The sequence below is a fragment of the Nitratireductor sp. GCM10026969 genome, from assembly GCF_042660605.1.
Classification (GTDB): Bacteria; Pseudomonadota; Alphaproteobacteria; order Rhizobiales; family Rhizobiaceae; genus Chelativorans.
In genome coordinates, this window is the sequence record NZ_JBHSUM010000130.1 from 1 (window position 1) to 11,920 (window position 11,920).

The 11,920-nt window shown below is 65.1% G+C and carries 15 protein-coding genes; 8 read left to right on the forward strand and 7 right to left on the reverse strand.

From position 1 onward, the window contains the following. From ACFP9U_RS19555 to ACFP9U_RS19575, 5 genes are all read right to left on the reverse strand, one after another. Positions 1-718, reverse strand: a 718-nt coding sequence (locus tag ACFP9U_RS19555; RefSeq protein WP_378624027.1) for a YgfZ/GcvT domain-containing protein, incomplete at its 3' end; no start/stop codon positions are given. Positions 719-851: 133 nt separating this feature from the next. After that, positions 852-1,577 carry a cytoplasmic protein gene (locus tag ACFP9U_RS19560; RefSeq protein WP_378624028.1) on the reverse strand — a complete coding sequence of 242 codons (726 nt, stop codon included), beginning with the start codon at positions 1,575-1,577 and terminating at the stop codon, positions 852-854. Positions 1,578-1,655: 78 nt separating this feature from the next. After that, positions 1,656-1,913 carry a hypothetical protein gene (locus ACFP9U_RS19565; protein WP_322450048.1) on the reverse strand — a complete coding sequence of 86 codons (258 nt, stop codon included), beginning with the start codon at positions 1,911-1,913 and terminating at the stop codon, positions 1,656-1,658. A gap of 143 nt (positions 1,914-2,056) precedes the next feature. Beyond that, positions 2,057-2,431 carry a TIGR02301 family protein gene (locus tag ACFP9U_RS19570; RefSeq protein WP_378624030.1) on the reverse strand — a complete coding sequence of 125 codons (375 nt, stop codon included), beginning with the start codon at positions 2,429-2,431 and terminating at the stop codon, positions 2,057-2,059. Further along, the gene (locus ACFP9U_RS19575) at positions 2,428-2,862 is read right to left on the reverse strand and encodes an NUDIX hydrolase (RefSeq protein WP_378624032.1); all 435 of its coding nucleotides are present in this window, start codon (positions 2,860-2,862) and stop codon (positions 2,428-2,430) included. Before ACFP9U_RS19575 ends, ACFP9U_RS19570 begins: the two co-directional genes overlap by 4 nt. 89 nt (positions 2,863-2,951) lie before the next feature. Here ACFP9U_RS19575 and ACFP9U_RS19580 point away from each other — a divergent pair, with 89 nt between their 5' ends. Then, on the forward strand, positions 2,952-3,698 hold the full coding sequence (locus ACFP9U_RS19580; protein WP_378624033.1) for an SOS response-associated peptidase: 747 nt from the start codon (positions 2,952-2,954) through the stop codon (positions 3,696-3,698). Between the two features lie 84 nt (positions 3,699-3,782). Here ACFP9U_RS19580 and ACFP9U_RS19585 read toward each other — a convergent pair whose 3' ends face one another. Next, positions 3,783-3,977, reverse strand: a complete 195-nt coding sequence (locus ACFP9U_RS19585; protein ID WP_378624036.1) for a hypothetical protein — start codon at positions 3,975-3,977, stop codon at positions 3,783-3,785. Between the two features lie 345 nt (positions 3,978-4,322). Here ACFP9U_RS19585 and cysS point away from each other — a divergent pair, with 345 nt between their 5' ends. The 6 genes from cysS to rarD are packed head-to-tail and all read left to right on the forward strand — an operon-like array spanning position 4,323 to position 10,282. After that, positions 4,323-5,816 (forward strand): cysteine--tRNA ligase, encoded by a 1,494-nt coding sequence (cysS, locus tag ACFP9U_RS19590; protein WP_378624039.1) that lies wholly within the window; start codon positions 4,323-4,325, stop codon positions 5,814-5,816. A gap of 22 nt (positions 5,817-5,838) precedes the next feature. Then, the gene (locus tag ACFP9U_RS19595; protein ID WP_378624040.1) at positions 5,839-6,222 is read left to right on the forward strand and encodes a VOC family protein; all 384 of its coding nucleotides are present in this window, start codon (positions 5,839-5,841) and stop codon (positions 6,220-6,222) included. A gap of 21 nt (positions 6,223-6,243) precedes the next feature. Then, complete coding sequence (locus tag ACFP9U_RS19600; protein ID WP_378624043.1) at positions 6,244-6,747, forward strand: GFA family protein; 504 nt, start codon at positions 6,244-6,246, stop codon at positions 6,745-6,747. Further along, complete coding sequence (gene pip / locus ACFP9U_RS19605; RefSeq protein WP_378624045.1) at positions 6,744-7,697, forward strand: prolyl aminopeptidase; 954 nt, start codon at positions 6,744-6,746, stop codon at positions 7,695-7,697. Before ACFP9U_RS19600 ends, pip begins: the two co-directional genes overlap by 4 nt. Positions 7,698-7,727: 30 nt before the next feature. Then, complete coding sequence (cimA, locus tag ACFP9U_RS19610; RefSeq protein WP_378624047.1) at positions 7,728-9,347, forward strand: citramalate synthase; 1,620 nt, start codon at positions 7,728-7,730, stop codon at positions 9,345-9,347. Between the two features lie 8 nt (positions 9,348-9,355). Beyond that, positions 9,356-10,282, forward strand: coding sequence for an EamA family transporter RarD (gene rarD, locus ACFP9U_RS19615; protein WP_378624049.1), 927 nt, complete (start codon positions 9,356-9,358; stop codon positions 10,280-10,282). Here the strand turns inward: rarD and ACFP9U_RS19620 are convergent. Continuing rightward, positions 10,266-10,868, reverse strand: coding sequence for a TIGR00730 family Rossman fold protein (locus ACFP9U_RS19620; RefSeq protein WP_378624052.1), 603 nt, complete (start codon positions 10,866-10,868; stop codon positions 10,266-10,268). The two genes, rarD and ACFP9U_RS19620, sit on opposite strands and share 17 nt — an antisense overlap. Positions 10,869-11,071: 203 nt before the next feature. On the opposite strand from ACFP9U_RS19620, the gene ACFP9U_RS19625 reads away from it, so the two are divergent. Further along, a partial coding sequence (locus ACFP9U_RS19625; protein ID WP_378624050.1) for an Ig-like domain-containing protein occupies positions 11,072-11,920 on the forward strand: 849 nt, incomplete at its 3' end.

Sequence of the window (11,920 nt, forward strand, 5' to 3'; positions counted from 1 at the left end):
CGTCGGCGCCCTGCACCGTTCCGAGCTTGCCGAGGGCGCGCCCCTCCGCGGTCAATTCCTTGCCGGGGGCGGGGAGGGGATCCTCGCCGCGCACGATCACCAGCCGCCGCCGTGCCGTGCCGCGGTGGTGCATGCGTGAGACGACCTCCTGGCCGACATAGCATCCCTTGCGCAGCCCCACGCCGCCGTTCTGGTCGAGAAGCACGTCATGGGGAAAGGCCTCGCCCAGCGCGTAGTCACTGCCGCTCTCTGCCACGCCGTGGGCAATCCGCAGCCGCTCCCAGTCGTCCAGCGAAGCCTCCGCCTGCATTTCACCCCCATAATGGCGACGGACATTCACCGTTTCAGGAAAACGGCAATCGCGGATGCCGCCTGAATCGGCGTGTGAACTGGCTGAATCACTTTCCCAGGAAACAACGACAGGCTCTTGTTCCTGAAGTGAGACATCCGCCTTGGCGCGAAGCTTATAAAGCATGAGGCGTTTGAGGAAATCCTGCGCTGTCTCGCTTCCGCATTCCAGCAGGAAGCCGTCGCTGCCGGTTCGGGAAATGAGGAAATCGAAGAGGATCTTGCCTTGCGGCGTCAACAGCGCGCCGGGCCGGGCCTCGTCCGTGCCAAGGGCGGTGAGATCCGGCGTCAGGATATTCTGAAGGAAGGATTCCGCCTCCGGTCCGGCGACGCGGATGACGGCACGATCGGCAATCTGAACTGTGGGCATGGGCAGCGGGTTCCGGTCGACTACGCTTGCGGTCCGAGCAAAGACATCACGCTCTAGGTAAGCTGGAGCAGTCCGGCCGGCAACCCCATGTGCGGGCGGCGGCCTGTCGGGCTCCCGGGAGCACGAGTGCCGCTCAGTCCCCGGCGACGAAAAACTGCCAGCGCCCGTCGGGCGTGATGGCCGCGCGATAGAAGATGTAGGCGCCGAAATCCTTCATGTCCTCGTAATCGCCCGCCGTCACCACCGTGAACAGCTCGACCCGCTGCGGGGCCGTCAGGGAATCAAGCGGCAGGGCGAAAAAATAGGGCCAGACATACAGCTCGTGATCCGTGCCGGCATTGAGCCGCACGAAGCCCGATTCCAGGACCTCGAGCAGAATGGCGAGGATCTCCTGGCCTTCCTCGTCGCCGGAGATCTCGCGCAGAAACTCGATCGGGTCGCCTTCCAGCGGGCCGAGCGACAGGCGCGTGGCCTCTGCGCCGCTGCCCAGATACGGGCGAAGCTGCTCCAGATCGCCGCTGCGGCAGGCCTCGATGATGCGCGCGCGCATGCGCCGCACAGGCTCCGGCAAGCGGTCGAGATCGTAGATAACCTCCGGAAGAGCCTTGTCGAGGCGCGAATCCGGCCGCGCCGCATCGCCGCGCGGCCGCTCGCCGGGCTCGGGCGCTGCCTCGTCGGGTTCGGTGAGGGGGGTGGTCTCCACGGTGGTATCGTAATCTGGCCGGTACTCGGGCAGATCATCGCTGAGAGCGTGTGCTGCGGGCGCGGAAGCCAGAACACCGGTCAGCACCGCCGTGGCGGCACCGGCTGCAAAAAAGCCGGCGCGGACCGAAAGAACGGATCGCAGACGCGTTTCCATGAGATCCCCTTCGCGTTGGTCGCCGGGCTGGGGCGGCATCAGCCTGCCCGCCCAGTGATAGCAGAGAAGGGGGCGATCTCAATGACAGGTGCGGTGGGCGACGAAGTCTCCCGCCAGAACCCGCTCGCGCATGTGTTCCAGAAGCGACACGAGAGCGTCCTCGCCCCCGTTCTTCCCCAATTCCGTCAGCGCGGTGGCGAGCGCCGCTTCGGCGATGATTTCCGGCTCGATGCCGGCCCACAGTCCTTCCGCCCAGGCGGCACTGTGGCACTCCGCACAGGTCGAACGCTTCTCTTCCTCGATCTGCGCTTCGATGTCGGCGACAGTCATATGCATGTCAACTCCACCCGTTGCCAGCGCCGCCGGTGACATTCGGCGCCAGGTCCCACATTGTCCCCCGCCGACGATGTAACACGGCGAATGGGGCGACGCAGGGGCTCTGCCGTGGGCAGGGTTAACCGGAGGTGAATCGGACCGTTCTAATTGCCGTAACGCATGACGATCTCGCCCGCCAGCGTCTCCCCCTCCTGCATGTAGCGGTCGATCGCCCGCATCGCCGAGTCGGTGCATGTCGTGTAGACGGCCGCAAACGAGCGGTACCCGTGGTTGAAGCGCGCCACCAGCCGGGCCCGGCGCTCGGGCGAGGGTTCCTCGGCTTCCAGAAGGGCCTCCATCTGTGCGCGCCAGCCGCCGTTCTCCTCCCCGCACAGCGTGCGCAGGAAATGAACGGACCCCAGCACCTCCGCCAGGCGCAGAAGCTGCGCATCGTAACGCGCCTCGTTCGCGTCGGTCGGGTGAAGGGACGCGGAAAGTACCAGCAGCACGGCACAAAGGAAGCTCGGAAGCGCTCTCATGACTCCTTTGTGGCGGGCAAATCCTTCCTCTGCAAGCCTTCGGCGGCAATCTCCTCGGCGAGCGCCAGGGTGCTTGCGGTGATGGGCAGTTCACGCATTTCCTCTATCGTGTACCAGCCGGCATGGACGGCATCGTCGCCGGGAATAAGCGCGCCGCTCACCTCCGGCACACGGAACACCTTCAGCCGGTAGCGCTTGCCGCCATTCCCGCCAAGGCGCATCTCCCGCACCGGCATGACATGGCCGGCGCTCAGGCCGGTTTCTTCCATCAGTTCGCGCCGCGCCGCCTGCTCGTCGCTTTCCCCCGCTTCGACCCGGCCGCCGGGAAAGGCGAAGAGCCCGTCCGCGGGAGCGCGGCCGCGCAGGACCAGAAGGAATCGGCCGCCGCGGACGGCCACCACCGAAACGGCGTGGATATCGTGCTCCGGCATGTTTGCATCCCCTGAACCGGCCTTTACCTTACCGCCTGTTCGCGGCGTGGCAACGCCGTCTCGTCCAACGTGACCGGGGACTGGAAAAGATGTGCGGACGATTTGCGCTGACGGCTCGGCCGGCGGAGGTTGAATCGGCCTTCGGCGTCGCCGAGGTCGAGGATTTTCCGCCGCGCTACAATATCGCGCCCACCCAGCCGATCCTGACGATCACTGGGGGCGTGCCGCGCGCGCCGGGTGCCAACCTGCCGGACCGCAAGGCCATGCTGGTGCGCTGGGGGTTCATCCCCGCCTGGGCGAAGAACCCCGGCGACCTGCCGCTTCTCATCAATGCGCGATCGGAGACGGCGGCGGAAAAAGCCGCCTTCCGCGCCGCCATGCGCCACCGGCGGGCACTGGTGCCGGCTACGGGTTTCTATGAGTGGCGGCGCCAGGGCAGGGCGCGTGCCCAGCCCTTTTGGGTGCGCCCGCGCCACGGCGGCGTCATCGCCTTCGCCGGGCTGACGGAGACCTGGTGCGAGCCCGGCGGCAGCGAAATCGATACCGGCGCCATCCTGACCACGGCGGCGAGCCCGGATCTTGCAGACATCCACCACCGCATGCCGGTGGTCATCCAGCCCGAGAACATCGCGCGCTGGCTCGACTGCCTGCACCACGAGCCCCGCATGGTGGCGGATCTATTGGCGCCGCCCGAAGCGGGCTTCTTCGAAGCCGTTCCCGTTTCGAAAAAGGTCAACAAGGTCGCCAATGCCGGCCCGGAAATCCAGGAGCCGGCGGATCCCGCAGCCGAACATGTGGTGGACAATGGGCCGGCGGAGCAACTGCAGCTGTTCTGAACCGAAGAACAGCAGTCCGCCCGCGCGCTTCGTCACTGGGTGCCGCGCCGGTTGATTGGCCGGCGATGGCCGTGCTCGGCGGCCTCAGGCGTCCTCGTGCGCCAGGGAGAGGCGCGCGGGCTCGTCCTTCTTCTTCGGCTTCTGGCACAAAAGCGCCGCGTTGATCGCCTTCGGGCCGACTTTGCGGTATTCGTCGACGAGCTGCTTCCGTTCCGGTTGCTGCTCGGGCTTGGCTTCTTCCTGCCTGGCGTTTTCCTGGGCCATGGTTCTTGCCTGCATTTATGCGGTCAGTTCCTTCCGCGCACTTGAGTGGGCGAATCGGACAAATTCATGTCTCAAACGCCTCAAGCCCGTGGCCGTTTCATAAATTTGCAGTAATAGGCTTAAAACTTTCTTCACGCTCGTCGACCGTTGGCCGTTGGCGCGGTTCGGCGCTTGACGGCGCCGTGCCTGAAAGCGATAAGGAGCCCATGAAAACGCTGTGCGCCATTATCGGCATTTGCATTATTGGCTAGCGCCTCCCGCTGGTCCGGTCGTTTTCGCTCTCTACTTCCCGACACGAAAAACGCCCTGGCCAGCAGGCCGGGCGGCATTCGCTGACGTTTCAAAACGACGGGATAGAGCATGTCTGAAGGTTTCGAGGGGTTGAGGATCTATAACACGCTGACGCGTCGGAAGGAGGACTTCGTTCCGCTCGATGCCGATCATGTGCGCATGTATGTCTGCGGCCCCACCGTCTACGACTTCGCCCATATCGGCAATGCGCGCCCCGTGATCGTCTTCGACGTGCTGTTCCGTCTGCTGCGCCATCTCTATGGCGCCGATCACGTCACCTATGTGCGCAACATCACCGACGTGGACGACAAGATCAACGCCCGCGCCCTGCGCGACCACGGCGCCGAGGTCGAGGCCGGCCGGCTCTCGCTCAACGACGCCATCCGCCATGTTACGGAGAAGACGGGCCGGCAGTTCCACGCCGACGTGGCCGCGCTCGGCTGCCTGCCGCCGACGGTAGAGCCGCGCGCGACGGAGTTCGTGCTGCCGCGCGCGGACGGCAAGACCGACATGGTCTCCCTGATTCAACGTCTCATAGACCGCGGCCATGCTTATGAAGCAAAAGGCGAAATCCTGTTCGACACGGCCTCCATGCCAGACTATGGCGGGCTCTCGCGGCGCCGGCTCGAAGACCAGCAGGCCGGTGCCCGCGTCGCCGTCGAGGCGCACAAGAAAAACCCGGCCGATTTTGTTCTCTGGAAGCAATCCTCGGTGGAGGAGCCCGGCTGGGAGGCCACGTTCACCGTTGACGGAAAGCCGCTGACGGTTCGCGGCCGCCCCGGCTGGCACATCGAGTGCTCCGCCATGTCGGCCGCGTATCTCGGCGAGGTCTTCGATATCCACGGCGGTGGCATCGACCTGGTCTTCCCGCATCACGAGAACGAAATCGCCCAATCGCGCTGCGCCCACGGCACGCCGACCATGGCCGGCTATTGGATGCACAACGGTTTCGTGCAGGTGGAAGGCCGCAAGATGGCGAAGTCGGAGGGCAACTTCGTCACCATTCACGACCTGCTGGAGACGGAGAATTTCGGTGGCCGCAGGTGGCCGGGCGAGGTGCTGCGGCTTGCAATGCTGATGACCCATTATCGCGATCCGCTCGACTTCTCCCAGCGCAAGCTGGAAGAGGCGGAAGCCGTGCTCGACGGCTGGTACCGCGCGGTGGGGGAGGCGGAAGCCGCGGGGGTTACCTGCTCCGACACGCTCTCAGCTCTGCTCGACGATCTGAACACGACCGGAGCCATCATGGCGCTCCACGACCTGCGTGCCGAGGCCTCGAAAGGGGGTGCCGGCGCCAAGGCGGCTTTCAAGGCGAGCGCGCGTCTGCTGGGCCTGCTGGACAAGACCGAGCACGAATGGTTCTCCGCCAAGGCCGCAGGTGCCGCCGTCGACGAAGCCGCGGTCGAAGCCCGCATCGCTTCCCGCCTCGCCTTCCTCCGAGAAAAGAACTTCGCCGAGGCCGACCGCATCCGGGAGGAGCTCTCTGTCCAGGGCGTACAGCTGATGGATTACAAGGATTCCGAGACGGGTGAGCGCCGGACTCGATGGGAGGTGAAGCGGTAGGCAGCAAGAAGGAGATGACCCCATGATCGACCACATCGGCATCAAGGTGGCGGATTTCGACCGCGCCAAGGCGTTTTACGACGAGGCGCTGGCGCCGCTCGGCGCCAGGCTTCTGATGATGGTGCCCGTGGAGTACACCGGCGGCGTGAAAGTCGGCGGCTATGGGCGCGACCGGCCGGTCTACTGGCTGCACGAGGAAGGGGGCACGGGTGAGCAGAAGCACATCGCCTTTGCCGCCGCCACGCGCGCCGAGGTCGACGCCTTCCACCGGGTGGCCCTTGCCGCCGGCGGCAGGGACAATGGCGCCCCGGGTCTCAGGCCGCATTACCATCCGGACTACTACGGCGCGTTCGTGTTCGATCCCGACGGCAACAATGTCGAAGCCGTCTGCCATGCCCCGGCATGAGCACCAGCAAAGGAGGCGACGATGAGTCTTGACAACGAACCGGTCTACACCGGCGGCTGCCAGTGCGGCGCCGTGCGCTTCCGCGTGGAGGGCGCGCTCGGCGACCCGTCCATCTGCCACTGCCGCATGTGCCAGAAGGCGTTCGGCAGCTTCTATGCCCCGCTGGTCTCCGTGCGCGACGCCAAGCTGGAGTGGCCCCGCGGCGAGCCGAAACGCTTCCAGTCCTCCAATCACGTCAAGCGCGGCTTCTGCGCCGAATGCGGCACGCCGCTCACCTTCGAGGCGCCGCACGACAGCTTTGACGGCGTGGCGCTTGCCATCGGCGCGTTCGACCATCCGGAGGAACTTGCACCGCGCATCCAGTGGGGAACGGAGGCGAAGCTGCCCTATGTGGACACGCTCCACCAACTGCCGGGGCAGGAGACGATGGCGGACGCGGATTCGACCCCTTACCTGAAGGACCTCGTCTCCTATCAGCACCCCGACCACGATACTGGCAAGTGGCCCCCGAAGGAGTGGAAATGAGCGAACTGCGCGGCCTTTATCCGAAGATCGAGCCCTTCGATAGCGGCATGCTGGATGTCGGCGACGGGCATCAAATCCACTGGGAGCGCGCGGGAAAGCGCGGCGGCAAGCCGGCCGTCTTTCTCCATGGCGGCCCCGGCGGCGGCTTTTCGCCCAAGCACCGGCGGCTGTTCGACCCGGCGAAATACGACGTCATGCTGTTCGACCAGCGCGGCTGCGGGCGCTCCACCCCTCATGCCGCGCTCGAGGCCAACACCACTTGGCACCTCGTCGCCGATATCGAGCGCCTGCGCGAGATGATGGGCGTCGAGAAATGGCAGGTGTTCGGCGGCTCATGGGGCTCGACCCTGGCGCTGGCTTATGCCGAGACCCATCCCGAGCGCGTCACGGAGCTGATCGTGCGCGGGATCTATACGCTGACGAAAGCGGAGCTCGACTGGTATTACCAGTTCGGCGTCTCCGAGATATTTCCCGACAAATGGGAGCGCTTCGTCTCGATCATCCCCGAGGCAGAACGAGGCGACATGATGGGCGCCTACAGAAAGCGGCTCACCTCAGGCGACATGGCGGTGCAATTGGAGGCGGCCAAGGCCTGGAGCCTGTGGGAAGGCGAGACCATCACGCTGCTCCCCGATCCGGCGCTCACCGAGCAGCACGGTGAGGATGATTTCGCCATCGCCTTCGCACGCATCGAGAACCACTATTTCGTGCATGGCGGCTGGCTGGAGGAGGGGCAGCTTTTGCGCGAGGCCGGAAAGCTCAAGGGCATTCCCGGCGTGATCGTCCATGGGCGCTACGACATGCCGTGTCCGGCGCGCACGGCGTGGGAGTTGCACAAGGCCTGGCCCGAGGCGGCGTTCCACCTGGTCGAAGGCGCGGGACACGCCTACTCGGAAGCGGGTATACTCGACCGGCTCATTCAAGCCACCGACCGGTTTGCCGACCAGTGATATTTCAGCAGCTACGTGATTGGAACAGACATGACCGACAAACAACGCCTATATCTTTTCGACACCACATTGCGAGACGGCCAGCAGACGCCGGGTATCGACTTCTCGCTGGAGGACAAGATCGCGATTAGCGAAATGCTCGACCGGTTCGGGATCGACTATGTCGAGGGCGGGTATCCCGGCGCCAATCCCACCGACACGGCGTTCTTTGCGCAAAAGCGCACGACCCGTTCTGCCTTCGTGGCTTTCGGCATGACCAAGCGGGCGGGCGTCTCGGCCTCGAATGATCCCGGCCTTGCCGAACTCCTGCGGTCGCAAAGCGATGCCGTCTGCTTCGTCGCCAAGAGCTGGGACTATCACGTGCGCCTGGCGCTCGGCTGCTCGAACGAGGAGAACCTTGCCGCGATCAGCGCTTCGGTCGAGGCCGCGCGCGAAGCGGGCAAGGAGGCCATGGTCGATTGCGAGCACTTCTTCGACGGCTACAAGGCAAACCCGGATTACGCGCTCGCATGCGCCAGGGCCGCTTACGAAGCGGGCAGCCGCTGGGTCGTGCTCTGCGACACCAATGGCGGCACGCAGCCGGGTGAAATCCGCGACATCGTCGCCGCCGTCGTCGCCTCCGGCATCCCGGGCAGTCATCTCGGCATCCATGCCCATGACGATACGGGCCAGGCGGTGGCCAACTCGCTTGCCGCGGTGGATGCCGGCGTGCGCCAGGTGCAGGGCACGCTGAACGGCATCGGCGAGCGCTGCGGCAACGCCAACCTCGTTACGCTTCTGCCCACGCTCATGCTGAAGCCCGCCTATGCGGATCGCTTCGAGACGGGGATCTCCGAGGAGACCTTGCAGGATATCTCGCGCCTGTCGCACGCCTTCGACGAACTTTTGAACCGGGCGCCCGAGCCGCAGGCCCCCTATGTCGGCGCCTCGGCGTTTGCCACAAAGGCCGGTATCCACGCCTCGGCGATCCTCAAGGAACCGCAGACCTACGAGCACGTGCCGCCGGGGGCGGTCGGCAACACGCGCCGTGTAATGGTCTCCGACCAGGGCGGAAAGTCGAATTTCATCGCCGAACTGAAGCGGCGCGGCATCGCCGTGGAGAAGTCGGACCCACGCCTCGACACGCTGATCTCCCTCGTCAAGGAGCGCGAGGCGCAGGGCTACGCCTATGAGGGGGCGGATGCGAGCTTCGAGCTTCTCGCCCGCCGCACACTCGGCCGTGTGCCCGAATTCTTCAAGGTCGAGAGCTTCCGCTGCATGGTCGAGCGCCGGTTCGACGCCGTGGGCAATCTCAAGACGGTGTCGGAGGCCGTGGTGCGCGTGACCGTCGACGGCGAGGTTCGCCTTTCGGTGGCCGAAGGGCACGGGCCGGTCAATGCGCTCGACATTGCACTCAGGAAGGATCTCGGAAAATACCAGGACGAGATTGCCGACCTGGCGCTGGCGGATTACAAGGTGCGCATCCTCAACGGAGGCACCGAGGCGATCACGCGCGTGCTCATAGAATCGCATGATGCCACGGGTGCGCGCTGGTGGACCGTTGGCGTTTCCGACAACATCATAGACGCCTCCTTCCAGGCGTTGATGGATTCCATCATATTCAAGCTCGTCAGGAACCGCGAGGAGGGCGGCCGGGCGGCTGCCGAATAGGATCTCTTATGACGGAAACGGCCACCGTACCGCCCGCCGCCGGCGAGGAGGAGTCCCTGCGCGGCTTCTTCTTCGCCTTCTCGGCCTATTTTCTGTGGGGGCTGTTGCCGTTCTTCATGAAGGCGGTCGGCCATATCCCGGCGGCGGAGGTGGTCGCCCATCGTGTCGTCTGGTCGGTGCCGATCGCCGGCCTCGTGCTCTTGATCCTGCGCCGCACCGGCGACATCAGGCGCGCGTTCTCAAGCCCGCGCACGCTGCTGATGGCGGCGCTCACGGCGGCGATCATCAGCGCCAATTGGGGCATCTATGTCTGGGCGATTGCCGCCGACCGCGCATTGGAGACCGCGCTCGGCTACTACATCAATCCGCTGGTCTCGATCGCCATGGCGGCGGTTCTCCTGCGCGAGAAGCTGAGCGCGATGCAGGTGGTGGCGGTGGGCCTCGCGGCGGCCGCGGTGCTGCTGCTCACCGTCAATGCCGGTGGGCTGCCATGGGTTTCGCTCGTGCTCGCCCTCTGCTTCGCGACCTATGGCTTTCTGCGCAAGACGCTGCCCGTGGGGCCGAGCCAGGGCTTCTTTCTCGAAGTGCTTATCCTCAGCGTGCCCGCACTCGCCTATATCGCCTGGCTGGAATGGACCGGGCAGGGGCACTTCCGCTTCTCGGAACCGATGGATGTCTGGCTGCTCCTCGGCTGCGGCCCGGTCACCGCGGTACCTTTGCTGTTCTTCGCCTTCGGCGCCAAGCTCCTGCGCTATTCGACTATCGGCATCATGCAGTATATCGCGCCGACGCTGATCTTTCTCATCGCCGTCTTCGTTTTCAAGGAGCCTTTCGGAGGCGTGCGCGCCTTCGCCTTCGCGCTCATCTGGTCGGCTTTGGTGATCTATACGTGGCCGATGCTGCGCGCACGCCGCCGTCTCAAAGCCGATCGATGATGGCCGCTTCGCCTTCCGAGCGGGAGCCGGCTTCCGTCAGCGCCGGGACGATGTCTTCGACGCGGTCGATGACAAGCGGCCGCACCCGGTTCTGCGAATGCACGAAGCCTTCGGCCTTCATGTGTTCCAGAAGCAAGAGCATGGGCGTCCAGAAGCCGTCGAAATTGGCGAGCACGATCGGCTTTTCGTGACGGCCGAGCTGCGCCCACGTCATGATCTCGACGATTTCCTCGAGCGTTCCGATGCCGCCCGGCAGCGCGACGAAGGCATCCGAACGGTCGAACATGAGATGCTTGCGCTGGTGCATGTCGTCGGTGACGATAAGGTCGTCCAAGCTTTCGAGCGCGGTTTCCGTCGCCTCCTTGTTCATCAGGAAACGCGGAATGATGCCCGTCACGGCACCCTCTTCCTCCAAGCATCCGGCGGCGACCGCGCCCATGATTCCCTTCGTGCCGCCGCCATAGACGAGCCTGATGCCGGCCCGCGCCAGGTGATTGCCGAGCGTTCGCCCGGCCTCGACAAAGCTGCCGTTGCGGCCCGTCGACGAACCGCAATAGACACAAACAGAAGTAATCGCGCTCTTCATGACGACATTGGTGATCGCAGGTGTGAGTCCGGTCAAGTGTGCGGATGAATTTCCATCGGCCGGTGGAGGTTCCGCGATCGAGAGCGGAGCCGGAAACCAAGTCGCCCGAATCCACCTTAGATCCCCGATTTTTAGGGCTTTTTCTTGTCGCTTTTACGAAAACAGGATAGACCCTTCAAATTGGGCTTAGGGACCGTTTATCGATGGCGAGTACTCCGCTTAAAGTGCTGCTTTTCATAGCCGGGGCGTTGATCGCCGGCAGCGGCGCGGCCTATTTCGCCGGCGCGTTCGATCCCGTCGCGAACGGTGGGCAGGAAATGGCCGGTCCATCCGATCCCGCCGGGCCGGCACTTCCCTCTGCCGACGAAGGCTCCGCGCCCGAGACCGGTGCGCGTTTGACAGACGGAGAGGATACCGCCGGAGAACAGAGCGAGGCGGCGAAGGACGACGTGATCGTCCCGGCCTTCGACATCGTTCGGGTGGAACCGGACGGCTCGCTGGTCGTTGCCGGCCGGGCCGCACCAGGTTCGGAAGTGGAGATCGTCAGCGGCTCTTCCGTTCTCGCCACCGCCAAGGCCGGCCCTTCGGGCGACTTCGCCGCCGTGCTGGATGAGGAACTCAAACCTGGTGAGCACAACATCGTTCTGCGCTCCACCTCGTCGGACCATGTCGCGGCAACGTCGAGGGAGACTGCCGTCGTCTCCGTGCCCAACGCCGAAAGCGGGGAGGTCGTGGCCCTCGTGCAGGAGCCTGGTGAGCCGAGCCGACTGATTTCCATGCCGCAGGGTGGCGAGGGTTCCGGAAACCGGCAAGGATCCGGCGCGGACGAGAAAGTCGCTTCCGGCAATGCGGCCGGTCCCATCATCCCCAAAGAGGAAGGGGAAACCGGCGTGGAAGGCGCGGCCGGCCGGCATTCCGTCACGGATGATGCAACCGGCACGGGGCAAGCCGACGGCGAAGCCGGAGCCGAGGATGCGCGGCAAACCGCCGATATCCGCGACGAGGCCGGGCGGCGCTCCGGGGCCTCCGATCAGACCGGCGCCGAAGCGGCA